The sequence below is a fragment of the Xanthomonas sp. 1678 genome (genome assembly GCF_031455575.1).
Taxonomy (GTDB): Bacteria; Pseudomonadota; Gammaproteobacteria; order Xanthomonadales; family Xanthomonadaceae; genus Xanthomonas_A.
In genome coordinates this window covers 202,969-226,296 of the sequence record NZ_JAVDSZ010000006.1, presented here as the reverse complement: position 1 = coordinate 226,296, position 23,328 = coordinate 202,969, and the positions used below count along the sequence as shown (strand labels likewise).

General features: G+C 70.4%; 25 protein-coding genes. 19 read left to right on the top strand and 6 right to left on the bottom strand.

Annotated features, from left to right (window positions below):
* Positions 1–37: 37 nt before the first annotated feature.
* The 9 genes from J2Y70_RS13105 to J2Y70_RS13065 all read left to right on the top strand — a co-directional run bounded on the left by J2Y70_RS13105 (position 38) and on the right by J2Y70_RS13065 (position 9,123).
* Positions 38–574 carry a GNAT family N-acetyltransferase gene (locus J2Y70_RS13105; RefSeq protein ID WP_309918178.1) on the top strand — a complete coding sequence of 179 codons (537 nt, stop codon included), beginning with the start codon at positions 38–40 and terminating at the stop codon, positions 572–574.
* Complete coding sequence (locus tag J2Y70_RS13100; RefSeq protein ID WP_263395212.1) at positions 571–903, top strand: non-heme iron oxygenase ferredoxin subunit; 333 nt, start codon at positions 571–573, stop codon at positions 901–903. Before J2Y70_RS13105 ends, J2Y70_RS13100 begins: the two co-directional genes overlap by 4 nt.
* 289 nt (positions 904–1,192) lie before the next feature.
* Positions 1,193–3,496 carry a catecholate siderophore receptor Fiu gene (locus J2Y70_RS13095; RefSeq protein WP_309918175.1) on the top strand — a complete coding sequence of 768 codons (2,304 nt, stop codon included), beginning with the start codon at positions 1,193–1,195 and terminating at the stop codon, positions 3,494–3,496.
* A gap of 69 nt (positions 3,497–3,565) precedes the next feature.
* Positions 3,566–4,258: a Fe2+-dependent dioxygenase gene (locus tag J2Y70_RS13090; protein WP_309918172.1), complete on the top strand. Its 693-nt coding sequence runs from the start codon at positions 3,566–3,568 to the stop codon at positions 4,256–4,258.
* A gap of 143 nt (positions 4,259–4,401) precedes the next feature.
* Positions 4,402–5,043 carry a PepSY-associated TM helix domain-containing protein gene (locus J2Y70_RS13085; protein ID WP_309918169.1) on the top strand — a complete coding sequence of 214 codons (642 nt, stop codon included), beginning with the start codon at positions 4,402–4,404 and terminating at the stop codon, positions 5,041–5,043.
* 52 nt (positions 5,044–5,095) lie between these two features.
* Positions 5,096–5,608 (top strand): DUF2271 domain-containing protein, encoded by a 513-nt coding sequence (locus tag J2Y70_RS13080; RefSeq protein WP_263395216.1) that lies wholly within the window; start codon positions 5,096–5,098, stop codon positions 5,606–5,608.
* Positions 5,609–5,637: 29 nt separating this feature from the next.
* On the top strand, positions 5,638–6,444 hold the full coding sequence (locus J2Y70_RS13075) for a DUF4198 domain-containing protein (RefSeq protein WP_309918164.1): 807 nt from the start codon (positions 5,638–5,640) through the stop codon (positions 6,442–6,444).
* A 67-nt stretch (positions 6,445–6,511) separates the two neighbouring features.
* Complete coding sequence (locus J2Y70_RS13070; RefSeq protein WP_309918161.1) at positions 6,512–7,495, top strand: FAD:protein FMN transferase; 984 nt, start codon at positions 6,512–6,514, stop codon at positions 7,493–7,495.
* Entirely contained in the window at positions 7,492–9,123 is a 1,632-nt protein-coding gene (locus tag J2Y70_RS13065; RefSeq protein WP_309918158.1) for a sulfite reductase flavoprotein subunit alpha, read from the top strand. The genes J2Y70_RS13070 and J2Y70_RS13065 overlap by 4 nt, the downstream gene beginning before the upstream one ends.
* 179 nt (positions 9,124–9,302) lie before the next feature.
* Here the strand turns inward: J2Y70_RS13065 and J2Y70_RS13060 are convergent, their stop codons facing one another.
* The 3 genes from J2Y70_RS13060 to J2Y70_RS13050 form a co-directional block, all read right to left on the bottom strand.
* Positions 9,303–10,013, bottom strand: a complete 711-nt coding sequence (locus J2Y70_RS13060; RefSeq protein ID WP_309918155.1) for a response regulator transcription factor — start codon at positions 10,011–10,013, stop codon at positions 9,303–9,305.
* A gap of 121 nt (positions 10,014–10,134) precedes the next feature.
* Positions 10,135–10,746: a HutD family protein gene (locus J2Y70_RS13055; protein WP_309918153.1), complete on the bottom strand. Its 612-nt coding sequence runs from the start codon at positions 10,744–10,746 to the stop codon at positions 10,135–10,137.
* Positions 10,747–11,358: 612 nt separating this feature from the next.
* Positions 11,359–11,766: a ComEA family DNA-binding protein gene (locus tag J2Y70_RS13050; protein WP_263395222.1), complete on the bottom strand. Its 408-nt coding sequence runs from the start codon at positions 11,764–11,766 to the stop codon at positions 11,359–11,361.
* Positions 11,767–11,899: 133 nt separating this feature from the next.
* Between J2Y70_RS13050 and J2Y70_RS13045 the strand changes: the two genes are divergently transcribed.
* The 4 genes from J2Y70_RS13045 (at position 11,900) to murU (ending at position 15,693) form a co-directional block, all read left to right on the top strand.
* Positions 11,900–13,390 carry a M20 family metallopeptidase gene (locus J2Y70_RS13045; RefSeq protein WP_309918150.1) on the top strand — a complete coding sequence of 497 codons (1,491 nt, stop codon included), beginning with the start codon at positions 11,900–11,902 and terminating at the stop codon, positions 13,388–13,390.
* Between the two features lie 190 nt (positions 13,391–13,580).
* Positions 13,581–13,850, top strand: a complete 270-nt coding sequence (locus J2Y70_RS13040) for a GlsB/YeaQ/YmgE family stress response membrane protein (RefSeq protein ID WP_039956005.1) — start codon at positions 13,581–13,583, stop codon at positions 13,848–13,850.
* Between the two features lie 74 nt (positions 13,851–13,924).
* The gene (locus tag J2Y70_RS13035; protein ID WP_309918145.1) at positions 13,925–14,953 is read left to right on the top strand and encodes a phosphotransferase; all 1,029 of its coding nucleotides are present in this window, start codon (positions 13,925–13,927) and stop codon (positions 14,951–14,953) included.
* Positions 14,950–15,693: an N-acetylmuramate alpha-1-phosphate uridylyltransferase MurU gene (gene murU, locus J2Y70_RS13030; RefSeq protein ID WP_309918142.1), complete on the top strand. Its 744-nt coding sequence runs from the start codon at positions 14,950–14,952 to the stop codon at positions 15,691–15,693. Before J2Y70_RS13035 ends, murU begins: the two co-directional genes overlap by 4 nt.
* Before the next feature lie 97 nt (positions 15,694–15,790).
* Here murU and hda read toward each other — a convergent pair whose 3' ends face one another.
* From hda to J2Y70_RS13015, 3 genes are read right to left on the bottom strand one after another with little or no spacing between them, the layout of a single operon-like run.
* Positions 15,791–16,522, bottom strand: coding sequence for a DnaA regulatory inactivator Hda (gene hda, locus J2Y70_RS13025; protein WP_309918139.1), 732 nt, complete (start codon positions 16,520–16,522; stop codon positions 15,791–15,793).
* Positions 16,519–17,688, bottom strand: coding sequence for an AI-2E family transporter (locus J2Y70_RS13020; protein ID WP_309918136.1), 1,170 nt, complete (start codon positions 17,686–17,688; stop codon positions 16,519–16,521). Before J2Y70_RS13020 ends, hda begins: the two co-directional genes overlap by 4 nt.
* Positions 17,685–18,803, bottom strand: a complete 1,119-nt coding sequence (locus tag J2Y70_RS13015) for a DUF2066 domain-containing protein (RefSeq protein WP_263395228.1) — start codon at positions 18,801–18,803, stop codon at positions 17,685–17,687. The genes J2Y70_RS13020 and J2Y70_RS13015 overlap by 4 nt, the downstream gene beginning before the upstream one ends.
* Positions 18,804–18,931: 128 nt before the next feature.
* On the opposite strand from J2Y70_RS13015, the gene purM reads away from it, so the two are divergent.
* The 6 genes from purM (at position 18,932) to J2Y70_RS12985 (ending at position 23,280) form a co-directional block, all read left to right on the top strand.
* Complete coding sequence (purM, locus tag J2Y70_RS13010) at positions 18,932–19,957, top strand: phosphoribosylformylglycinamidine cyclo-ligase (protein WP_309918329.1); 1,026 nt, start codon at positions 18,932–18,934, stop codon at positions 19,955–19,957.
* 5 nt (positions 19,958–19,962) lie between these two features.
* Positions 19,963–20,586, top strand: coding sequence for a DUF2238 domain-containing protein (locus J2Y70_RS13005; protein ID WP_263395229.1), 624 nt, complete (start codon positions 19,963–19,965; stop codon positions 20,584–20,586).
* 10 nt (positions 20,587–20,596) lie between these two features.
* Positions 20,597–21,037 carry a hypothetical protein gene (locus tag J2Y70_RS13000; protein ID WP_263395230.1) on the top strand — a complete coding sequence of 147 codons (441 nt, stop codon included), beginning with the start codon at positions 20,597–20,599 and terminating at the stop codon, positions 21,035–21,037.
* Between the two features lie 3 nt (positions 21,038–21,040).
* The gene (gene purN / locus J2Y70_RS12995) at positions 21,041–21,694 is read left to right on the top strand and encodes a phosphoribosylglycinamide formyltransferase (protein ID WP_309918127.1); all 654 of its coding nucleotides are present in this window, start codon (positions 21,041–21,043) and stop codon (positions 21,692–21,694) included.
* Between the two features lie 66 nt (positions 21,695–21,760).
* The gene (locus J2Y70_RS12990) at positions 21,761–22,594 is read left to right on the top strand and encodes a DUF3108 domain-containing protein (RefSeq protein WP_309918124.1); all 834 of its coding nucleotides are present in this window, start codon (positions 21,761–21,763) and stop codon (positions 22,592–22,594) included.
* Positions 22,595–22,596: 2 nt separating this feature from the next.
* Positions 22,597–23,280 (top strand): DUF3108 domain-containing protein, encoded by a 684-nt coding sequence (locus tag J2Y70_RS12985; protein ID WP_263395233.1) that lies wholly within the window; start codon positions 22,597–22,599, stop codon positions 23,278–23,280.
* The last annotated feature ends 48 nt before the right edge of the window (positions 23,281–23,328 follow it).

The window sequence follows — 23,328 nt, the reverse complement described above, 5'->3', positions numbered from 1 at the left end:
CACTCCCGAATCCCGGCCGCCAGGCTAAAATCCCCCCATGCACACCCTCACCTTCCGCACCGCCACCGTCGCCGACATCGACGCCATCGCCGCCCTGGTCACGTCGGCCTACCGCGGCGACAGCAGCCGCGTCGGCTGGACCACCGAGGCCGATCTGCTCGACGGCAACCGCATCGACCACGAGGTGCTGCGCGCCGACATCCTGCGTCCGCGCAGCCTGGTGCTGCTGGCCGAGCGCGACGGCGCGCTGATCGCCTGCGCGCACATCGCCGACGACAACGGCGCCGGCTATTTCGGCATGTTCTCGGTGCAACCGCAGGCGCAGGGCGGCGGCCTGGGCAAGACCGTGCTGGCCGAGGCCGAGCGCATCGCCTGGCAGGAATGGCGCCTGCCGGTCATGCAGATGACGGTGATCGACGCGCGCGAGGAACTGATCGCGTTCTACGAGCGCCGCGGCTACCGCCGCACCGGGATCAAGAAGCCCTTTCCTTACGGCGACGCGCGCTTCGGCGCGCCCAAGCGCGACGACCTGCGCTTCGAGCTGCTGGAGAAGCCGCTGGGCGACGCCGCATGAGCGAGACCTGGACCTTCGTCTGCGCCGACGGGGCGCTGCTGCCGGGCGAGATGGCCACGGTGTGGGACGAGGTCACCGCCACGCCGATCGTGGTGTTCAATTTCGACGGCACGTTCTATGCGCTGGAAGACCGCTGCAGCCATGAGGACTACGAACTGTCCCCCGGCAGCTTCGATGCCGCCGCCGGCAGCATCGAATGCGTGCTGCACGGCGCCCGCTTCGACATCCGCGACGGCCGCCCGTTGTGCGCACCGGCCTACAGCCCGGTGCCCAAGTTCCCGGTGAAGTCCGAGCACGGCGGGATCTGGACCCGCGACGACCGCGACTGACCAGGCGCCTGGCCAAACGACGGAATCTCTTTCCTTTCATAAAGTTAGAGACAGAAAAGGCCATGGTGCGGCCGGTATCGGAAGCGACCGCTTCCCCTCGCCATGCGGCGCAATACACGAAAGGTATTGCAAACAATTCGCATTTGCGCGGAAATAGGCGGAATGTCCACGTCAAAGTGACCAGCGGCGACCCGCCATCTGGTCACCCCGACCTTGCGTACGACCTGCCCTCCGGGCACGGCTGCGTGCGCTGCGGACCACCCTTTCTTCCTGCATAGCCGAACCGTCCATGACCTCTCCGATCAAGAGCCGCAAGCACGCCGTTTCTCGCCAGGTGTCCGCGCAGACCCTCACCGCCGCCGCGCTGCTGGGCGGGCTGAGCCTGCTGTCCTCCCACGCGCTCGCCGCCGATGCCGCGGCCGACCAGCCGACCACCCTCGGCAAGGTCGACGTCGAGGCGCAGCGCGCCAAGCGCTACCTGGTGGAAGCGCCGGCCTCGCCCAAGTTCACCCAGCCGCTGATCGACACCCCGCAGACGATCAACGTGATCAGCAAGGACCTGTTCAACGAGCAGGGCGCCACCACGCTCACCGAGGCGCTGCGCAACAGCCCCGGCGTGGGCACCTTCTACGTCGGCGAGAACGGCAACACCACCACCGGCGATGCGATCTACATGCGCGGCTTCGACAGCTCCAGCAGCATCTTCGTCGACGGCGTGCGCGACCTGGGCTCGATCTCGCGCGACGTGTTCAACATCGAGCAGATCGAAGTCGCCAAGGGCCCGGCCGGCACCGACAACGGCCGCAGCGCGCCGACCGGCGCGATCAATCTGGTGACCAAGGAGGCGAACCTGACCGACTCGGTCAGCGGCGCGCTGTCCGGCGGCACCGACGACCAGCGCCGCGTGACCGCGGACTGGAACCAGACCCTGGGCGCCAGCAGCGCGCTGCGGGTGAACGTGGTGGGCCAGGACAGCGACGCGATCGGCCGCGACCAGGTCAACAACAAGCGCTGGGGCCTGGCCACCTCGCTGGCGTTCGGCCTGGGCAGCGACACCCGCTATTTCCTCGACCTGCTGTACGTGAAGCAGGACAACGTGCCCGACGGCGGCGTGGCGACCATCGGCCTGCCCGGCTACTCCTCGCCAGACCCCGCGCGTCCGTGGCTGTCCACCGCCCCGCGCGTGGACAGCGAGAACTTCTACGGCACCCGCTACGACCATGACGACGTGACCGCGAAGATGGCGACCTTCCGCTTCGAGCACGACTTCTCCGACACGGTCAAGCTGACCAATACCGCGCGCTGGGGCCGCAACGAGCAGGACTACCTGCTGTTCGCGTTCATGCCCAACACCGCCAACCTGCGCACGCCGAACCCGGCCGACACCTCGACCTGGACGGTGACGCGCAGCCTGCCCACCTTCAAGGACCAGCAGTACACCATCGTCACCGACCAGCTGAACCTGCGCGTGGACTTCGCCACCGGCGCGGTGCAGCACAACCTCAGCACCGGCGTGGAAGCCACGCGCGAGGAACTGCAGAGCTGGGGCCACAACATCGTCGACCGCGCCGCCTGGCTGGCCGCCAACCCGGCCAACCTGTACGCCCCGGACTGGAACACCACGCCGCTGGTCACCGCGCGCAACGGCGCGCACAGCAAGGGCACTACCACCACGTTCTCGGCCTACGCCTTCGACACGCTGAAGTTCGGCGACAGCTTCCTGGTCACCGCCGGGGTGCGCGCGGACCGCTACAAGACCGACTTCGACAGCCTGACCTGCACCACCGCCACCTCCACCGCGGTGCCCTGCACCACCGCGGTCGGCGTGGACGCGGACATCTCCGATACGCTGTTCAGCTGGAAGCTCGGCGCGGTCTACAAGGCGGCCGAGAACGTCAGCCTGTACGCCAACTATGCGATCTCGCAGCAGCCTCCCGGCGGCAGCGCGCTGGAGCTGAGCGCCTCGGCCAACAACGCCAACAACCCGCGCTTCGATCCGCAGAAGGCCAAGACCGCCGAAATCGGCACCAAGTGGAACTTCCTGGACGACGGCCTGTTCGTGACCATGGCGCTGTTCCAGACCGACGTCAGCAACGAAATCGCACAGGGCAGCGACGGGCTCTATTACCAGACCGGCGAGAAGCGGGTGAAGGGCGTGGAGCTGTCGGCGGTCGGCAAGATCAGCGACAACTGGGCGATCTCCACCGGCTACACCAAGCTCGACGCGCAGGTGCTGGAAGGCGCCAAGGTGTCGCAGGACGGCAGCACCGACCTGGCCTATACGCCGGACAGCGCGTTCACCGCGTGGACCACCTACACCCTGCCGTTCGGCCTGACCGTCGGCGGCGGCGCCCGCTACTCCGGCGAGATGAAGCGCGGCACCGACGGCGCGGTCGGCACGCCGGCGTTCGTCAAGTCGTATACCGTATGGGACGCGGTCGTGACCTATCCGATCAACGACCACTTCGATCTGCGCCTGAACGTGTACAACGTGTTCGACAAGGACTACGTCGCGGCCATCAACAAGAGCGGCTTCCGCTACACGCCCGGCGCGCCGCGCTCGGCGATGCTGACGGCCAACATCAAGTTCTGACCGCGGCTGCGCCCACCGACGGGCAACGTCCGCCTTCCGCACGGAGGGCGGACGTTGCCGGAGCGACCCATGCTGCTGCACATCCCCGACATCCTCGGCGCCGACGAGCTCGCGCGCTTCCGCCAGGCGCTCGACGGCGCCGACTGGACCGACGGCCGCGAGACGGTCGGCGCCCAGGGCGCGCAGGTCAAGCGCAACCGGCAACTGCCCGACGCCTCGCCGCTCAAGCACGAACTCGGCCAGGCGGTGCTCAACGCGCTGGCGCGCAGCCCGCTGTATTTCGCCGCGGCGCTGCCGCTGCGCACGGTCCCGCCGCGCTTCAACCGCTACGAGGGCGGCGGCGAGTACGGCTTCCACGTCGACGGCTCGGTGATGACCCTGGCCGCCACCGCCACGCAGCCGGCGCTGACCCTGCGCACCGATCTGTCCTGCACCCTGTTCCTGTCCGCGCCGGAGGAGTACGACGGCGGCGAACTGGTCATCAGCGACACCTACGGCGAGCATGAGGTGAAACTGCCGGCCGGCGACCTGATCCTGTATCCGTCCAGCAGCCTGCATCGCGTGCTGCCGGTCACCCGCGGCGCGCGCCTGGCCTCGTTCTTCTGGGTACAGAGCCTGGTGCGCGACGCCAGCCGGCGGCAGTTGCTGCTGGAACTGGACACCTCGATCCAGGCGCTGACCGCGGCCGACGCCGACAGCGCGTCGCTGCTGCGGCTGAGCAACGTCTACCACAACCTGCTGCGCGACTGGTCCGAGACCTGACGCGGACGGTCAACGCATGCGGTGCCGATGCGTTGATGTCTGGCGCGGACCATTCCCGGACGCGCAGGCGGCAGCGGCCGCACACGTAATTGCGACAAATTCTCATCTAGAATGCATTCCGCCCACTCCACCCGACTGCCGCGTTGTCCGACTCCTCCTCTCCCGACCTGGCCACGGCGCAGCAACGCCGCGGCTTCTGGCTGCGCACGCTGCACCAGTGGCACTGGATCAGCTCGGCGCTGTGCCTGATCGGCATGCTGCTGTTCGCCGCCAGCGGGCTGACCCTCAACCACGCCGCGCGCATCGAGGCCAAGCCGCAGGTGCTCAACCGCACCGCGCAATTGCCGGCAACGCTGCTGCAGCGGCTAGGCGGCCAGGCCGATGGCGATGCGCCGCTGCCGCGGCCGGTGTCGGTCTGGCTGGAGCGCGAACTGGGGTTGAGCCTGGGCCGGCGCCCGGCCGAATGGTCGGCCGACGAGGTGTACCTGGCGCTGCCCGGTCCCGGCAGCGACGCTTGGCTGAGCATCGATCGCGGCAGCGGCGCGGTCGAGTACGAACGCACCGACCGCGGCTGGATCTCCTACTTCAACGACCTGCACAAGGGCCGCAATACCGGCCCCGCGTGGGGCTGGTTCATCGACCTGTTCGCGGTGGCCTGCCTGGTGTTCTGCATCACCGGGCTGTTCCTGCTGCAGCTGCATGCGCGGCAGCGGCGCATGACCTGGCCGCTGGTCGGGCTGGGCCTGCTGATCCCGCTGCTGATCGCCCTGCTGCTGATCCACTGAGTTGTTTCGCCGATCTTCCCGAACCGTTCCTCTCACCACCCTGGAGCCCCGCATGCGCGTCACCCTGACCATCGCCCTGAGCGGCCTGCTGTCGATGCCCGCGTATGCGGCCACGCTGGAACTGGACGTGGAGATTCCCAAGCTCAACGTCGCTGAATACCACCGCCCCTATGTCGCGATCTGGGTGGAAGGCGCCGACCAGCAGGTCGCGCGCAACCTGGCGGTCTGGTACCAGTCCAAGGACACCGCCGAAGGCCACGGCACCAAGTGGCTGCCGGACCTGCGCCAGTGGTGGCGGCGCAGCGGCCGCACCCTGCAGATGCCGGTAGACGGCGTCAGCGGCCCGACCCGCCCGGCCGGCAAGCACGCGCTGGCCTTCACCGACGCGCAGCAGCTCAAGGGCCTGGCGCCGGGCCAGTACACGCTGGTGGTCGAGGCCGCGCGCGAGGTCGGCGGCCGCGAGCTGCTGAAGATCCCGTTCGCCTGGCCGGCCAAGGCCGCCACGACCGGCAGCGCGCAAGGCAGCAGCGAACTGGGCGCGGTGCGCCTGAGCGTCAAGCCGTGATCCCCTTTGTCCTCGCAAGGAGCAAGTCCATGAAGCGTTCTCTCGTGCTGGCGCTGGCCATCGCCGCGGTCCTGCCGTTCTCCGCCCTCGCCCACAAGGCCTGGCTGCAACCCTCGCAGACCGTACTCGCCGGCGAGCGGCCGTGGATCACCGTCGATGCGGCGGTCTCCAACGACCTGTTCTATTTCAACCACGTGCCGCTGCGCCTGGACACCCTGGCCATCACCGCACCCGACGGCAGCACGGTGCAGCCGCAGAACCCGGCCACCGGCAAGTACCGCAGCGTGTTCGACCTGGAACTGGTGCAGACCGGCACCTATCGCCTGGCCCTGGTCAACGACGGCCTGTTCGCCAACTGGAACGAGAAAGGCCAGCGCAAGCGCTGGCGCGGCAACGCCGCCAGCTTCGCCAGCGAAGTGCCGAAGGACGCCAAGGACCTGCAGGTGTCGCAGTCGCTGGGCCGGGTGGAGACCTTCGTCACCAACGGCGCGCCCAACCAGACCGCGCTCAAGCCCAGCGGCAAGGGCCTGGAACTGGTGCCGGTGACCCATCCTAACGACCTGTTCGCCGGCGAGAAGGCCAGCTTCAAGCTGCAGATCGACGGCAAGCCGGCCGCGGGGCTGGCGGTGGAGATCGTGCGCGGCGGTACCCGCTACCGCAACGCGCAGGACGAACTGAAGCTCACCACCGACGCGCAGGGCGGCTTCAGCGTGACCTGGCCGGAAGCGGGCATGTACTGGCTGCAGACCACCAGCGAGGACACCAAGACCTCGCTGCCGCAGGCCAAGCAGCGCCGGCTCAGCTACGTGGCGACGCTGGAAGTGATGCCGCAGTGAGCCTTGGCCGTCCAGCGCAGGGCGCCGTGCGCGCGCGCTGCGCGTGGCGAGCGCCGACGGCATGAGCATGCCGTCCGCACTCCAGGCCGACGCCGACACCGAGATCGCCACGCTCGGCGGGCAGAGCATGGGCACCACCTGGAGCGCGAAGCTGGTGCTGCGCCGCCGCCGCGACCTGCATCCGCTGCATGCGGCGATCCAGGCGCAACTGGACCGGGTGGTCGCGCAGATGAGCACTTGGGAGGCGGACTCGGACATCAGCCGCTACAACCGCGCCGCGGCCGGCAGCGTGCACGCGCTGCCGGCTGCATTCGCCGAGGTGCTGCGCTGCGCGCTGGACATCGCCCGGCGCAGCGACGGCGCGTTCGATCCCACCATCGGCGCGGTGCTGGGCCTGTGGGGCTTCGGCGCCGACGCCGGCGGCCGCCGCGTGCCCGATGCGCAGGCGTTGCGCCAGGCGCGCGCTGCCGGCGACTGGCGGCAGCTTCTGCTGGATGAGGCCGACGGCACGCTGCGCCAGCCCGGCGGCCTGCGCCTGGATTTGTCGGCGATCGCCAAAGGCTACGGCGTGGACCTGGCGGTGCGCGAACTGCAGGCGCAGGGCGTGGCCAGCGCGCTGGTCGAGGTCGGCGGCGAACTCTACGGCTATGGCCGCAAGCCCGACGGACAAGCGTGGCGGGTGCTGGTCGAGTCGGCGCCGGACGAGGACGCGCAGGCCGCGACGCCGCCACGGGTGCTGGCGCTGGACGGCCGCGCGGTCGCCACCTCCGGCGATCGCTGGCACCGCTTCGAACAGGACGGCCAGCGCTACAGCCATACCCTGGATCCGCGCAGCGGCGTGCCGATCGCGGCGTCGCTGGCGGCGGTCAGCGTGGTCGCCGCCGATGCGATGCGCGCCGATGCCTGGGCCACCGCGCTGAGCGTGCTCGGCGCCGACACCGGCCTGGCCTGCGCCGAGCGCGAAGGGCTGGCGGCACGCTTCCTGCTGCGCGACGGCGCACGCGTGCAGGAGCGGCTCAGCAGCGCCTTCGCCGCGCTGCTCGACGCATGACGCGGCCGCGGTCGCAACGCAACTGGAACGTCTTCGGTCACGCGGCGACCTTCGCCCTGCTGGGCGCGATCGGCTATGCGCTGCTGCGGCTGCACCCGCAGCCATGGTGGACCAGCGCGCCATCGCAGCAGCGCATTTTGTACGCAGCGCTAGCGACGGCGACGTACGCGGCGGCCTGCCTGTGGCTGTGGTGGCGCGGCCGTCGCGGCGTGCGCGGCAGCGGCAAGCAGGCCGACGCGCCGCTGCTGCTGGCCTGGGCCAGCCAGACCGGCTTCGCCCAGCAACTCGCGTTGCGCAGTGCCGAAGCCTTGCGCGCGGCGGGCCAGGCGGTGCGCGTGCTGCCCTTGCAGAAGGTCGACGCGGCCGAGCTGGCCGGCGCGACCCAGGCCTTGTTCGTGGTCAGCACCAGCGGCGAAGGCGATCCGCCCGATCACGCGCTGCCGTTCCTGCGCAAGGCGATGGCGCAACCGCAGGCGCTGCCGCAGCTGCGCTACGCGGTGCTGGCGCTGGGCGATCGCCGCTACGACCACTTCTGCGCGTTTGGCCGCCGACTCGACGCCTGGCTGCGCCAGCACGGCGCGCATCCGCTGTTCGACCGCATCGACGTGGACAACGCCGACGACGCCGCGCTGCGCCACTGGCAGCAATTGCTGGGACAGCTCGCCGGCGGCAGCGAACAGCCCGACTGGACGCCACCGGCCTACCAGCGCTGGCAGCTGCAGCAGCGGCGCCTGTGCAATCCCGGCAGCGTCGGCGGCGCGGTGTTCGAACTGGCGCTGCTGCCCGCCGACGACGCCCTGCCCGCGTGGCAGGCCGGCGACTTGGCCGAAGTCGGGCCGTGCCATGGCGACGCCGCGGTGCAGGCCTGGCTGCAGGCCAGCGGCCTGGACGGCACGGCGCTCCTGCAGCGTCCCGGCCAGGCGCCGACGACGCTGGCCGCGCTGCTGGCACGCAGCCACCTGCCGGAGCCGGCGCAGGCCGCCGGCATCGCGCTGGCGGCGCTGGCCGCGCAGCTGCAGCCGCTGCCGCACCGCGAATACTCGATCGCCTCGATGCCCAGCGACGGCGCGCTGCGCCTGCTGCTGCGCCGCGCGCTGCGCGCCGACGGCACGCCCGGCCTTGGCAGCGGCTGGCTGTGCGACGAAGCGCCGATCGGTGCCGAGATCGCCCTGCGGCTGCGCCCGAACCCGAACTTCCATCCGCCCGCCGATCCGGCGCGACCGCTGATCCTGATCGGCAACGGCACCGGCATCGCCGGGCTGCGCGCGCACCTGCGCGCGCGCATCGACGCCGGCGCCACCCGCACCTGGCTGCTGTACGGCGAACGCCACGCCGCCCACGACGACCACTACGGCGAGGAACTGCGCACCTGGCTGGCGCACGGCGCACTGCAACGGCTGGATGCGGTGTTCTCGCGCGACGCCGGTGCGCACCGCTACGTGCAGGACGCCCTGCGCGCGGCCGCGCCGGACCTGCGCGAGTGGGTGGCGCAAGGCGCGGCGATCTACGTCTGCGGCAGCCTGCGCGGCATGGCCCCGGACGTGGACGCGGTGCTCGAAGAGGCGCTGGGGCGGCTGGGCAAGGAAACCCTGCTGCTGGAAGGCCGCTACCGGCGCGACGTGTACTGAGCGCGCGTTGCCACGGCGCGGACCACGCAGCGCCTGCCAGCGGCCGGTAATCGCATGCACAACGCGACGCGGCACGCCGTTCGCTACAGCGAATGGCGCTGCAAAATCCGACATCGGCGACGTTCGCACCATTGGCGCGAGACGGGACGTTCTTCCCCCGCTCGCTACGCGGCGCCGGATCAGCGCGCGGCGGGCATGCCCAGCCGGTGCGGCTCGAACAGATAGCCCTTGCCGCGCACGGTGCGGATCCACTGCGGCACCAGCGGGTCGTCGCCCAGCTTCTGCCGCAGTCGCGACACCTGCAGATCGATGCCGCGTCCGCCCTGCGGAACGCTGCCGTCGCCTTCGCCGATCGCCGTACGCAGGTCCTCGCGGCTGAGCACGTTGCCGGGCTGCTCGAGGAACACCGCCATCAGCCGCAGTTCGCTGGGCGACAGCGGGATCGCGCGGCCGTCCGGCGCCACCGCCTGGTGCCGGTAGGCGTCGACCTGCCATGCGCCATCCTGCGCTGGCGGCGGCACCGGCACGGCACGGGTGCGCCGCAACACGGCGTTGAGCCGCGCGACCAATTCGCGCAGGTCCAGGGGCCGGCTCAGGTAGTCGTCCGCGCCCAGGTCCAGGCCGATCACGCGATCCACCGGCTCGGCCTGGTCGGCCATCATCACGATCGCGATGCCGCCGCGATCGCGCAGTTGCCGGCACAGGTTCAGTCCTTCGCCGCCACCGAGGCCGGCATTGAGCAGCACCGCGTCGTAGCGCTCGGCCGCCAGCTGCGCATACAGCTGCACGCCGTTTTCGGCGTCGTGCGCCTGCAAGTTGAAACGGGCCAGATAATCGCGAATCCGGTCGCGCAAGGCCGCGTCGTCGTCCACCACCAATACGTTTGCCAACCACCTGCTGTTGTCCGAGGCCACCTGTGCGTTCCGGTCCACGGCTCCGGGATAGCCGCGTTCGCGCATTGGACGCGCTCGGCGGCAACCCCGCAAGAGCCACGCGCGTGGCGCCGGAAGCTCAGTCGGCGGGCGCCGGCAGCGGCTCGATACGGATCGCCAGCAGCTCGCCGCCACCGCTCAAAGCGAAGCGCTGCCTGGCGCTGGCCGCCAACCAGGCGCTGTCGCCGGCGGCCAGCGGCGGCAATCCGCAGTCCGCATCGAACTGCGCCTGGCCTGCCAGAAGATGAACGACCCAACCGATTTCCGGCTCGGCGAAGAACAGCATCGGCCCGACCAGCGGCCGGTGCAGCAGTTGCGTGCGCAGGCGGTCGCGGCGCCACATCAGGTTGAAGTCGTGGGTGGGGCCATCAAGCAGTTCGCCGCGCAGCGGCCGTTCGCCGGCGAAGCGCAGCCGCGCGTACGGCGGCTCCAGCAGATGCACGGCGCCGTCGTCGAAGCGCAAGCGCAGTCCGGCGCCATGCAGCAGCACCAGTTCGCGGTCGATGCCGGGAAAGCTGGAAAAGGCCGCATCCTGTTCGATCTCGGCGATCGACAGGCGCAGCAGCCAATCGTCGCTGCCGGGCTGCGGCAGGCGCAGGATCTCCCGGGTCCAGCCCAGTCCGTTGCGCCAGCGCTCGCGGCGGTAGTCGTTGGCGGGAATGACCCGCGAAGGAATCGTGCTCCAGTCCATCGGCGCATTCTGCCCGATCGCGGCAGGGCCGGGCGCGGCGGCATGGGCACCACGCCGTCTCCGCTGGCTGGGCGGCGGAACAACCGCATCGCTCAGTCGTATCGAGTGCGGCCTGCAGCCAAAAAGGGGAGACCGAACTCCAAAGGTGCATCCGCGACGCGGCAGGAGTAGATCACGCGAAACGTGCCCGAGGGAATAAGCGCGGCGCGCCCAACGCTGCGCCTACCTGCGCATCCGACGCGGCAGCGTATGACGCGGTGACCGGGAGCCGGACTGCGCTGGCTATCTTCGGGTCGGGCCTGCCCGGCTGCCGGATCGCCGCCAGCGGGGTGCACATGACCTTGGCTAGCGCCGGACCGGCCCACCGGCGATCGTCCTTGCCACCCCCACCGTGCGCCACCAGCGCCTGCGGTAGCGAAAACCATCGCCCAAAAAAAACGTCGCCCGGCTGCACGTCAGTGTGCAACACCGGGCGACGATGTACGTCCGTGTCGGCTTCCTGCCTCCCCCCTGCGCGTCCTGCTCAGCGAGGTCGCGACCGCGCATCCTGCGCCAGCCGTATCTTTCCCTTAAATCCCTTTACTGCCGTAAATCCCTTACGCTTAAATCCGTTTAACGCCTTTCCACCGGCTTGGCGGCAGCCGTCCTGGCTGTCGTCGGCGTGGTCGCCTTCGTGGCTCCCACTTCGATCCGGTCGTGGTTCCGTTCGACCGTCTTGAGTCCGATTCCCTTCACCAGCGCCAGGTCCTCGGCGCTTTTGAAGGGTCCGTGTGCCTGTCGGTAGTCGACGATCGCCTGTGCCTTGGAGGCACCCACGTTCAGCAACACCCGGTCGATTTCCGCTGCACTAGCGGAGTTGATGTTGACCTTGTCCGCGGCGAGCGCGGAACCGGTCAGCAGCAACGCCAGGACCAGAGACTTCAGGACCACGATAAAAGACTGCATGGCAACACTCCTTGTGACTTGGATGGGGACTTCACCGGCCTCTCCTGCCGGTGTCGAAAGCATCCCTCGCCACATGGATACAGCCTATCGCCAACGCCCTTTCCAAACAGCAGGTAAACGGCGCGTCAACGTGTAGGAAAAACCCTACACGGGGGCCGCGGCGTAGAATGGCGGCCATCTCTTTTGCGACAAATCCCGGAGTTCCACGATGGACAATGCCAAGATCGACCGTTTCCTGAGCGCGAAGTGGGACGACGACATCGTCCCGCAACTGGTCGATTACATCCGCATTCCCAACAAGTCGCCGATGTTCGACGCCGATTGGGTCGCGCACGGCTACATGGCCGATGCGGTGGCGCTGATGGAGCGCTGGGCGCGGGCGCAGGCGATCCCTGGCCTGCAGGTCGAGGTGGTGCAGTTGGAAGGGCGCACGCCGCTGATCTACCTGGAAGTGCCGGCCACCGGCGCGGAGACCGGCGCCGACACGGTGCTGCTGTACGGGCATCTGGACAAGCAGCCGGAGATGACCGGCTGGGACGAGGACCTGGGCCCGTGGACGCCGGTGCTCAAGGGCGACCGCCTGTACGGCCGCGGCGGCGCCGACGACGGCTACGCATTGTTCGGCTCGCTGGCCGCGATCCTGGCGCTGCAGGACCAGGGCATCCCGCACGCGCGCTGCGTGATCCTGATCGAGGCCTGCGAGGAGTCGGGCAGCTACGACCTGCCGGCCTACGTCGACCACCTGGCCGAGCGCATCGGCAAGCCGTCGCTGGTGGTGTGCCTGGATTCGGGCTGCGGCAACTACGAGCAGTTGTGGTGCACGACCTCGCTGCGCGGCCTGGCCGGCGGCAACTTCAGCGTCAAGGTGCTCAGCGAAGGCGTGCATTCGGGCGATGCCTCCGGCGTGGTGCCGTCCAGCTTCCGCGTGCTGCGCGAGCTGCTGTCGCGGCTGGAGGACGAGACCACCGGCAAGATCACGGTCGACGGCCTGTATGCGGAGATTCCCGCGGAGCGCCTGGCGCAGGCGCGCAAGGTCGCCGACGTGCTCGGCGACGAGGTCTACAGCAAGTTCCCGTTCCTGCCGGGAATGACCCCGATGAACGAGGATCTGACCGAGCTGGTGCTCAACCGCACCTGGCGCCCTGCCCTGTCGGTAACCGGCGCCGACGGCCTGCCGCCGCTGGCATCGGCCGGCAACGTGCTGCGCCCGCAGACCGCGGTGAAGCTGTCGCTGCGCCTGCCGCCGACGCTGGACGGCAAGCGCGCCGGCGAGCTGCTGAAGGAGGTGCTGCTGCGCGATCCGCCGTACGGCGCGGAGGTGTCGCTGGCGCTGGAGAAGTCGTCCTCGGGCTGGAACGCGCCGGCGCAGTCGCCGTGGCTGACCGACGCGATCGAAGCCGCCTCGCAGGCGGCGTTCGGCAAGCCGGCGATGTACATGGGCGAAGGCGGCTCGATCCCGTTCATGGGCATGCTCGGCGAGAAGTTCCCCGGCGCGCAGTTCATGATCACCGGCGTGCTCGGCCCGCATTCCAATGCGCACGGCCCGAACGAGTTCCTGCACATCCCGATGGGCAAGCGGGTCACCGCCTGCGTGTCGCGGGTGATCGCCGAGCATCATGCCGCCAGCGTGCGCGGCGAGACCACCGGCAGCGCCGCGGTGGCCGGTGGCGAGCAGCACGGCGAGCACGGCTGCTGCTGAGTGCGTGGCGGCCGCCGGCGACGGCGGCCGCGACCTTGCCGCTGCGCAACGGATCCGCGCCTGGCGCGGCGGGTATGCAAGCCACGCCTGCACGGCCGCTTAAGGCCGTCGCCGGCCGTGCCTGCGTGGACGTCGCGTTGCGGCGGAATCTGGCACGATCGGCGTCACTTCCCCGTTTCGGTACGCCTCCATGCACAACCTGTTCGGCAGCGACAGCTGGCTGTACGTCATCCTGGTCGGCTTCGTAGTCGGCCTGCTGGCGCGCTTCCTGGGTCCGAGCGGCGGCCGTTCCGGTTGCCTGTTCACCGTGCTGCTCGGCATCGCCGGCGCGCTGGTGGCCGGCTGGTTCGGCCACTACATGGGCTGGTACAGCCGTGGCGAGCCGGCCGGCTTCCTCGGCGCGCTGCTCGGCGCCATCGCCCTGCTCGCGCTGCTGCGGCTGTTCCTCGGCAAGCGCTGAGGTCCCGGCGCGCGGCTCGCCATGCCGGCGCCGCGCGTTTACGCTGTGCGGCTAACTTCCGCCGCGGCGCGCCGATGAGTTCCAGTCCCGATCTTCCCGAGGCCCCCGAGCTGCGCGCCGCGCAGCGTCTGGCGTGGGCGCGCTCCACGCTGGACGACGCGCAGGCGACGCTCCAGCGCGCGTCCATCGACGCCGGCTGGCGCAGCTACTGGCGCAGCCATGGCATAGGCCCCAGCCGCGTGCTGATGGATTCGCCGCCCGGCCTGGAGGACGTGCGGCCGTGGCTGCGCATGCACGCGTTGCTGCACCACGGCGGTGTGCGCGTGCCGGCGGTGCTGGCGCAGGACGTGGACGCCGGCTTCCTGCTGCTGGAAGACCTCGGCGGGCCGACCCTGGCGCAGAGCCTGGATGCCGCCTCGGCCGATGCGCATTTCGACGCAGCGCTCGGGCAGCTGCTGCGGCTGCAGGCGATCGCCCCGCCGCCGGAACTGGGCGTGTTCGGCGAGGCGCTGCTGCAGCGCGATGCGGGCCTGTTCGAAGAGTGGTTCCTGCGCCGGCATCTGGGCCTGCAGCTGGACTGCGCCGACCTGGACGCGCTGGAACTGGTGCAGCGCCGGCTGATGGACAACGCGCTGGCGCAGCCGCGGGTGCTGGTGCATCGCGACTTCATGCCGCGCAACCTGATGCCGGTGGCCGACGGTCCGGCGGTGCTGGACTTCCAGGACTGCGTGCTCGGCCCGGTCGCCTACGATCCGGTCAGCCTGTTCAAGGACACCACGGTGAGCTGGCCGCTGGCGCGGGTCGATGCGTGGCTGGAACGCTATCACGCGCGCGCCTTGCAGGCAGGAATCGCGGTGCCGCCGCTGGCGCAGTTCCTGCGCGACGCGGACTGGATGGGGGTGCAGCGGCACATGAAGAACCTGGGCATCTTCGCGCGGCTGAACTACCGCGACGGCAAGGCCTGGTACCTGGACAACGTGCCGCGCTTCGTCGCCTATCTCGACGAGGTGCTGCCGCGACATCCGCAGCTGCAACCGCTGGCGCAGCTGCTGCAGACGCGGATCAAGCCGGCGCTGGCGCAACGCGCGGCGGCCGGCGCATGAAGGCGCTGATCTTCGCCGCCGGCTTCGGCGAGCGCATGCGGCCGCTGACCGAACGCACGCCCAAACCGCTGCTGGCGGTGGGCGGCACGCCGTTGATCGTGTGGCACCTGCGCAAGCTCGCGGCGCTGGGCGTGCGCGAGGTGGTGATCAATACCTCGTGGCTGGCCGAGCAGTTCCCGCAGGCGCTGGGCGACGGCAGCGCGTTCGGCCTACGCATCGCCTATTCCTACGAAGGCGCCACGCCGCTGGAGACCGGCGGCGGCATGCTGCACGCGTTGCCGCTGCTCGGGCCGGCGCCGTTCCTGCTGGTCAACGGCGACATCTGGACCGATTTCGATTTCGCGCGGCTATCGCCGGAGCCGGCCGGGCTGGCGCAGCTGGTGATGGTCGATCCGCCGGCCTACGCCGCGCATGGCGATTTCGCCCTGGATGCCGGCGGCAAGCTGCGCTGCGCTGGCCCCTCCACCCTGACCTACGCCGGCATCGGCATCTATCGTCCCGAGCTGCTGCGCGACTGGCAGGCGACGCTGGGCGACGACGCCGTAGCCGCCGCCGGCAATCCGCCGCGCTTCGCGCTGGCACCGCTGCTGCGCGCGCAGATGGACGCAGGCCTGATCGACGGACTTCGGCATCGCGGCCGCTGGACCGATGTGGGGACGCCGCAGCGGTTGGCGGCGCTGGATAGCGAGTTGCGTGAGGCGGGACTCGGGACTCGGGACTCGGGACTCGGCAAAAGCTGAGTCCCTGGCCTGCCTACGCTCAGCGCACACCACGGACGACCGAATTCCGTTTGAAATACAGCATGCCGTCAGCCGCAGCATGCACTCGCCGATGCGCTCAGCCTTTGCCGAGTCCCGAGTCCCGAGTCCCGAGTCCCGGCCCCTCCAACACCCGCCGCAAGAACGGCACCGTCACCCGCCGCTGCGCCGCCAGCGATTCGCGGTCCAGCCGCTCCAGCAGCGCGACCAGGCCGGCCAGGTCGCGGCCGGCGTGGGTCAGCAGCCAGTCGAGCGCCGCATCCTCCAGCACCAGGCCGCGGCGTTGCGCGCGCTCGCGCAGCACCGCGGCGCGGCCGGCGTCGTCCAGCGGCGACAGCGCGATGCGGGTGCATTGCGCCAGCCGCGAGCGCAGGTCGGGCAGGCACAGCGCCAGGCCATCGGGCATCGCCTGCGCGGTGTACAGCAGGGTCACCCCGGCGCTGCGCGCGCGGTTGTGGAAATCGAACAGCGCCACTTCGTCCTCGCGCTGCCCGGCGATCGCCTCCACTCCGTCCAGCGCGACCAGGTCGCGCCCTTCCAGCGCTTCCAGCGCATCGCGCAGGCGGCCTGCGGCGGCCTGCAGCGGCAGGTAGGCGGCGCGGCGCCCGGCCTGCTCGGCGGCCGCGCACAGCGCCAGCGCCAGATGGGTCTTGCCGGTGCCGGCCGGGCCGGACAGGTAGAGCCAGTCGGCATCGCGGCCGTCGGCGACGGCCTGCAGCTGCGCCAGCAGCCCTGCCGGTGCGCCGACATAGCGGTCCAGGCGCTGCTCCGGCGGAGAGCGCAACGCCAACGGCAGCTGCGGCACGCTCACGGCTGGTCGGGGCTACGCGGCGGCAGTTCGATCAGCGTCGTGCGCTCGGCGCCGTTCTCGAGCAGGATCGCCGGCTTGTCGCCGGCGTACAGGTCGCTCTGCCGGTACTGCTCGTGCAGGTAGTGCAGCAGCACGTTGGCCACCGCCGCCACCGGCAGCGCCAGCAGCATGCCGAGGAAGCCGAACAGCTGGCCGCCGGCCATCACCGCGAAGATCACCGCCACCGGGTGCAGGCCGATCTTGTCGCCGACGATGCGCGGGGTCAGCACGTAGCTCTCCAGCAACTGGCCGACGGTGAACACCACCCCGACCAGGATCAGCAGTTGCAGGTCGAAGCCCTGGGCCTGCACCAGCGCCGCCAGGATCGCCAGCAGGATGCCGGTGGTCGCGCCCAGGTACGGGATGAAGCTGATCAGGCCGGCGATGATGCCGATCAGCAGGCCCAGATTGAGCCCGATCAGGCTCAGACCGCCGGCGTAGATCACGCCCAGCGCCAGCATCACCAGGAACTGGCCGCGGATGAACGCGCCCAGCACGTCGTTGGACTGCCGCGCCAGGCGGCCGACCGTGGCGACGTGGTTGCGCGGGATGGTCGCGGCCACGCGTTCGACCAGGATGTCCCAGTCGCGCAGGAAGTAGAAGGTCAGGATCGGCAGCAGCACCAGGTTCACCACCCAGGTGACCATCGCGAAGCCCGAGCGCGACAGGTAGCCGAAGAACGTCGCGGCGACGCCGCCGGCCTGCTGCCAGTGGCCGCGGATCCATTCGATCAGCCGCTCCGGGTCCAGCCAGGCCATCAGCTGCAATCCGGTCTTCTGCTCGGCCCACGGAATCGCGGTGCCGGTGAACCAGTCGCGCACCTGCGGCAGCACGTCGATGAAGGTGACGATCTGCCGCTCCAGCATCGGCACCAGGATCAGCAGCGCCAGCACCAGCAACAGCAGCATCAGCACGAACACCAGCGTCACCGCCATGTTGCGCGAGCGGCCGGCGCGCTCCAGGCGGTCGACCAGCGGATCGCCGAGCCAGCCCAGCAGCAGCGCCAGCACGAACGGGGTCAGGATCGGCGCCAGCAGCGCCACCACCCACAGCGCGCCCAGGATCACCGCGGCCCATTTCAGGCGGCGCAGGAACAGGGCGATTTCCGCTTCCGGGGACAGCGTCATTTGAGCCGGTACTCCGTGCGCTCGGTATTGAGGATGATCGGGCCGCCCTCGGTCGGCGTGGTCAGCGGCTGCAGCGGGCTGTCGGCGCCGAGCATGCGGTTGAGCCCGGACACGCCGCTGAGCAGGTCCAGGTCCAGCTCCAGGCGGTCGCCGCTGGCCTGGATCGGCACGATCCGCCGCACCACCGAGGTGTTCTGCAGCGCCGAAGACACGCGCAGGTAGTCGTCGGCGCTGCGGATGCCGCTGATCGCCACCCGATAGACCCCGGCCGGGCCGGTGCTGGCGGCCTTGGCGTAGCGCTTGACCAGCGCATCGGCGGCGCCGTCGGCGCCGGCGGCGATCGCGCGGCGCGCGTCGGCATCGCTGACCGTCCATTTGGACAGCACCTTGCCGCTGTCGATGAACACCCAGTCCGCGGTCCAGCCGCCGCCCTTGCCGCGGTACAGCTTGCCAACCAGCTGCATCGGCGGGCTGTAGCGCGACGAGGCGTTGGCCACCGCGGCGGTGTCCTGGCGCCAGATCGCGCCGACCAGCGCCTGCTCGGCGGCGCTGCCGGTGGGCAGGCCGAGCCTGTAGCCGCGCTCGATCGCGCGGTCCAGCACGCTGCGCGCGGCATTGGACTGCTGCACGCCGACCAGGCGCGGGCCGCTGCCGTCGTCGATCGCCAGCCACAGCACCGGCTTGGGCCGCGGCTGCGGCCACAGCGGCAGGCCGAGCGCGGCGGCCAGGCCGTCGACGTCGCTCTGCCGGAAGCGCGCGATCAGGGTGGTGCGGAAGGTCGGCGCGCCGCTCGGCGAGGTGCCCTGGTCCTGCCGGTAGTCGTAGCTGTCGACGAAGTTCTTGGCGTTGCGCAGCGCCTGGGTCACCCCCGGCCGCGATATCACGGCGCGGTCGCCGGAGATCTTGCCGAGCACCGCGCCCAGCGCGCGCGCCAGGGCGCCGTTGCGGTCGCCCTCGCTCTGGCTGTTGACCGGCACCTCGGCATCGTAGGGACCTTGCGCACCGGCAACGTCGCCTTCGGTGCGCAGACCGGCCTGGGCCAGGGCGGCCGCAGCGGGCAGGCACAACGCGAAAGACAGGAGTAAGGCAAGGCTGCGGCGCATCGAAGGTTCCATTGCTCGGCGTATCCGGGGCGAATTGTTGCCCGAATGCGGTCGTAGCGCCAATGCGGCCTGTTAAAATCGCCGTCTTTCCGCCGACGCCGCCGCCCGTGACCACTTCCCAGCCCCCCGCCGCCGCCCCGTTGACCTACCGCGACGCCGGCGTCGACATCGATGCCGGCAATGCCGTCGTCGAACGCATCAAACCCTTGGTCAAGCGCAGTTTCCGCCCCGAGGTGATGGGCGGGCTCGGCGGTTTCGGCGCGCTGTTCGACCTGTCCGGCAAGTACCGCGAACCGGTGCTGGTGTCCGGTACCGACGGCGTCGGCACCAAGCTGAAGCTGGCGCAACAGCTGGGCCGGCACGACAGCATCGGCATCGACCTGGTCGGCATGTGCGTCAACGACGTGCTGGTGCAGGGCGCCGAGCCGCTGTTCTTCCTGGACTACTTCGCCACCGGCAAGCTCGACGTGGAGACCACCGTGGCGGTGGTCGGCGGCATCGCCCGCGGCTGCGAACTGGCCGGCTGCGCGCTGATCGGCGGCGAGACCGCGGAAATGCCCGACATGTACCCGCCGGGCGAGTACGACCTGGCCGGCTTCACCGTCGGCGCGGTGGAGAAGTCGCAGCTGCTCGACGGCGCCAAGGTGCGCCAGGGCGACGTGCTGATCGGCATCGCCTCCTCCGGCCCGCACTCCAACGGCTATTCGCTGATCCGCCGCATCTACGACCGCGCCGGGCGCCCGGCCGAGCTGCAGGTCGGCGGCACCACCCTGGCCGATGCACTGATGGCGCCGACCGCGCTGTACGTCAAGCCGATCCTGTCGTTGCTGCGCGGCGAGCACGCCAACGGCATCCATGCGATGGCGCACATCACCGGCGGCGGCCTGACCGAGAACATCATCCGGGTCATCCCCGACGGCCTGGGCCTGGACATCCGCGCCAGCGCCTGGACCCTGCCGCCGGTGTTCGAGTGGCTGCAGCGCGAAGGCGCGGTCGCCGACAGCGAGATGTGGCGTACCTTCAACTGCGGCATCGGCTTCGTGCTGGTGGCCGCGCCCGACCAGGTCGCCGCGCTGGAACGCAGCCTGGACACGCTGGGCCTGGCGCACTGGCAGATCGGCGCGGTGGTGGCGGCCGGCGCCGGCGAACGCGTGCACATCGGCTGAGCCGCATGGCGGCGGCCAAGCGCGCCTGGCTGGCGCTGACCCTGGCGGTGTTCGCCGCCAGCTGGGTGCACCCGTTGTGGCCTGCGGAACAGGCGATGCACAGCTCGCTGGCGGTGCTGGGTATCGTCTGGCTGGTCTGGCACGACCGCCGCTGGCCGCTGCGCAGCGCGCATTTCGCCGCGATCTGCGGCTTCATCAGCGTGCACAACGTCGCCGCGCACTGGCTGTATTCCAACGTGCCCTACGACCAGTGGCTGCGCGCGCTGAGCGGCTGGTCGCCGAATGCGGCGTTCGGCTGGCAGCGCAACCACACCGACCGGCTGATCCACCTGCTGTTCGGGCTGTGCTTCGCGCCGGCGCTGCGCGAGCACGCGCGGCAACGCTGGCCGGCGCTGTCGGCGCGCCAGGCGTTCGTGCTGGCGACGATGGCCATCATGTGCGCCAGCCTGCTCTACGAATGGCTCGAATGGCTGATCGCGGTGCTGCTGTCGCCGGAGCAGGCCGAGTCCTACAACGGCCAGCAGGGCGACCCGTGGGACGCGCACATGGACATGCTGCTGGCGACCCTAGGCTGCGCCAGCGCCTGGCCGTGGCGGCGCCCCAAGCGCCTGTCCCCTTCCCCGCACTAGAAGACCGACGATGGCCCTGCCCCCACCCCTTCCCGTTGCCGACATCGCCCACGCCGAGACCCTGCGTGCCGAGTCCGAGCTGAGCACCCTGGCGACGCTGTACGCCGTGATGGCGGGGCTGCAATGCCTGATGCTGCTGCTGGTGGGAGGCTTCCTGGCCTACGGCGTGCATCGCGAGGCCGAACTCAACGCCGTCGGCCAGAGCCCCGACCAGGCCCAGGCCGGCGTGGTCGCGATCGTGCTGTTGTCGATGCTGCTGGCGTTCGGGCTGGTCTCGCTGACCCTGAAGGTGCTGACCGCGCGCGCGCTGCGCCAGCGCCGCCGGCTGCTGCTGTGCAACGCCACCGCGGTGGTGACCTGCCTGGGGTTCCCGCTGGGCACGGGACTGGGCGTATGGACCCTGCTGGTGCTGCAGCGCCCGGCCGCCATCGCCCTGTTCCGGAAGAGCTAGCCGATGACGATCCGCCTGGCGGTGCTGGTCTCCGGCCGCGGCTCCAACCTGCAGGCGCTGCTCGATGCGATCGCCGCCGGCACGCTGGACGCGCAGGTGGCCGGCGTGTTCAGCGACCGCGCGCAGGCGCCGGCGCTGGCCAAGGTGGCGCCGGCGCAGCGCTGGGCGGCCGCGCCCAACGGCTTCCCCGACCGCGCCGCCTTCGACCAGGCGCTGGGCGACGCGGTGGCCGCGGTGCAGCCGGACTGGATCGTCTGCGCCGGCTACATGCGCATCCTCGGCGACGGTTTCGTGCAGCGCTTCGCCGGCCGCCTGCTCAACATCCACCCGTCGCTGCTGCCCAAGTACCGCGGCCTGCACACGCATGCGCAGGCGATCGCCGCCGGCGACGCCGAACACGGCGCCAGCGTGCACTTCGTGGTGCCGGCGCTGGACGCCGGCGCGGTGATCGCGCAGGTGCGGGTGCCGGTGCAGGCCGGCGACCGCCCGCAGGACCTGGCGCAACGCCTGCTGCCGCGCGAGCACCAGCTGCTGTGCGCGGTGCTGCGACTGGCCGCGGCCGGGCGCCTGGCTGAACGGGACGACAGGGTCTGGCTCGACGGTCAGTGCCGGTTTAGTCCGCTGCGCCTAGATTGCCAGGACATGCTGATTCCCTGAATACGCCGCGGCTCCGTTTCCGCTGCCACGCATTCGCGCCCAATTCCCTCCCTCGCAGCCGATCCCATGAAGCCCCTTCCGCGTCAGTTCGCTGTTCTCGCCGTGGCCAGCCTCGGCCTGCTGGCGCCGGCCATCGGCGTGCTGGCGCAGTCGCCGACGCCTGCGCCCTCCACTCCGCCGCCAGCGCCGAGCACGCCCGCCGTGCCCGCTCCGGCCGCACCGGCCCTGCAGGCCGAGGCCTGGACGCCGCCGCCGCTGCAGCCGTTCGTGGCCACCTACCAGGCCCTGTACAAAGGCAAGGAAGCGGGCGATGCGCGCATGCAGGTCAGCCACAGCGGCGGCGACGAATGGCGCGTGGACCTGGGCGTGCAGGGCCGCAGCGGCTTCGCCAGCATCCTTGGTCTGAATCTCGAGCAGAGCACGGTGTTCCGCACCCAGGACGGGCGCTACGTGCCGCAGAGCCAGAGCACGGTGAAGAAGGCGGTGTTCTTCGGCAAGAAGGTCACCGGCATCTACGACTGGGCGCAGGGCGTGGCGCGCTGGGACGGCGATCTGAAGAAGGACCGCCAGCAGCCGATCCCGCTGCAGCCCGGCGACCAGAGCGCGCTGCTGATCAACCTGTCGATCATGCGCGACGCGCAACCGGGCAAGACCATGACCTACCGCTTCGTCGACGTCGGCCGGGTGCGCGAACACGTCTATCACGCCGCCGAGCAGACCGAGACGGTGCAGGTCGGCGACCTCAGCTACGACGCGCTGCGCGTGTCGCGCACCAACGGCGGCAAGAATGAGACCATCCTGTGGATCGCCAACGGTGTGCCGACGCCGGTGCGCATCCTGCAGCGCGAAGACGGCGAAGACCGCATCGACCTGCGCCTGACCGAATATCAAGGAGTCTGACCATGACACGCATCGCCCGTCCCCTGTCCGCCCTCGCCGCCGCCCTGCTGGCCATGGCCAGCCTGCCCGCGCTGGCGCTGGAGCCGTTCAAGGCGGATTACCAGGCCAGCTACATGGGCATGCAGGCCAACGGCCTGATGACCCTGGCCAGCGAAGGCGGCAACCGCTGGCGCTACAGCCTGTCGATCAAGAACCAGGTCGCCGACCTGAGCCAGAGCACCGTGTTCGAGGAAAAAGCCGGCCAGTTGCGCCCGCTCAGCAGCGACGACCGCTCGCTGTTCCTGATCAAGAAGAAGGCGGTGACCGCCAACTACGACTGGAGCAAGGCCCAGGCGACCTGGTCCGGCGACGTCAAGGCCGACCGTCGCGGCCCGGTCAAGCTGCAGCCCGGCGACATGGACGCGCTGCTGATCAACCTGGCGATCGCGCGCGACGTCAACGCCGGCAAGACCCCCAGCTATCGCATGGTCGACGAGGGCCGCGCCAAGCCGATGACCTACAAGGTGGCCGGCAAGGAGGCCATCACCGTCAACGGCAAGACCGAGCAGGCGACCAAGGTCAGCCGCAGCGACGGCTCCAAGGAAATCATCGCCTGGATCGTGCCGGACATGCCGGTGCCGGTGCGCATCCTGCAGCGCGAGAACGGCCAGGACGCGCTGGACCTGACCATCAAGACGCTGCACTGATCACGCCGTAGCGCAGGCGGCGGCCGCGCTTGGCGCAGACGCTGCCGA

Coding starts and splice junctions, on each gene's coding strand:
- J2Y70_RS13065 (WP_309918158.1), top strand. CDS start 7,492: ATGACGCGGCCGCGGTCGCAACGCAACTGGAACGTCTTCGGTCACGCG.
- purN (WP_309918127.1), top strand. CDS start 21,041: ATGACGATCCGCCTGGCGGTGCTGGTCTCCGGCCGCGGCTCCAACCTG.
- J2Y70_RS13080 (WP_263395216.1), top strand. CDS start 5,096: ATGCGCGTCACCCTGACCATCGCCCTGAGCGGCCTGCTGTCGATGCCC.
- murU (WP_309918142.1), top strand. CDS start 14,950: ATGAAGGCGCTGATCTTCGCCGCCGGCTTCGGCGAGCGCATGCGGCCG.
- J2Y70_RS13005 (WP_263395229.1), top strand. CDS start 19,963: ATGGCGGCGGCCAAGCGCGCCTGGCTGGCGCTGACCCTGGCGGTGTTC.
- J2Y70_RS13000 (WP_263395230.1), top strand. CDS start 20,597: ATGGCCCTGCCCCCACCCCTTCCCGTTGCCGACATCGCCCACGCCGAG.
- J2Y70_RS13045 (WP_309918150.1), top strand. CDS start 11,900: ATGGACAATGCCAAGATCGACCGTTTCCTGAGCGCGAAGTGGGACGAC.
- J2Y70_RS13070 (WP_309918161.1), top strand. CDS start 6,512: ATGCCGTCCGCACTCCAGGCCGACGCCGACACCGAGATCGCCACGCTC.
- J2Y70_RS13100 (WP_263395212.1), top strand. CDS start 571: ATGAGCGAGACCTGGACCTTCGTCTGCGCCGACGGGGCGCTGCTGCCG.
- J2Y70_RS13095 (WP_309918175.1), top strand. CDS start 1,193: ATGACCTCTCCGATCAAGAGCCGCAAGCACGCCGTTTCTCGCCAGGTG.
- J2Y70_RS13015 (WP_263395228.1), bottom strand. CDS start 18,803: ATGGAACCTTCGATGCGCCGCAGCCTTGCCTTACTCCTGTCTTTCGCG.
- J2Y70_RS13035 (WP_309918145.1), top strand. CDS start 13,925: ATGAGTTCCAGTCCCGATCTTCCCGAGGCCCCCGAGCTGCGCGCCGCG.
- J2Y70_RS12990 (WP_309918124.1), top strand. CDS start 21,761: ATGAAGCCCCTTCCGCGTCAGTTCGCTGTTCTCGCCGTGGCCAGCCTC.
- J2Y70_RS12985 (WP_263395233.1), top strand. CDS start 22,597: ATGACACGCATCGCCCGTCCCCTGTCCGCCCTCGCCGCCGCCCTGCTG.
- J2Y70_RS13050 (WP_263395222.1), bottom strand. CDS start 11,766: ATGTGGCGAGGGATGCTTTCGACACCGGCAGGAGAGGCCGGTGAAGTC.
- J2Y70_RS13090 (WP_309918172.1), top strand. CDS start 3,566: ATGCTGCTGCACATCCCCGACATCCTCGGCGCCGACGAGCTCGCGCGC.
- J2Y70_RS13055 (WP_309918153.1), bottom strand. CDS start 10,746: ATGGACTGGAGCACGATTCCTTCGCGGGTCATTCCCGCCAACGACTAC.
- J2Y70_RS13105 (WP_309918178.1), top strand. CDS start 38: ATGCACACCCTCACCTTCCGCACCGCCACCGTCGCCGACATCGACGCC.
- J2Y70_RS13040 (WP_039956005.1), top strand. CDS start 13,581: ATGCACAACCTGTTCGGCAGCGACAGCTGGCTGTACGTCATCCTGGTC.
- J2Y70_RS13020 (WP_309918136.1), bottom strand. CDS start 17,688: ATGACGCTGTCCCCGGAAGCGGAAATCGCCCTGTTCCTGCGCCGCCTG.
- J2Y70_RS13075 (WP_309918164.1), top strand. CDS start 5,638: ATGAAGCGTTCTCTCGTGCTGGCGCTGGCCATCGCCGCGGTCCTGCCG.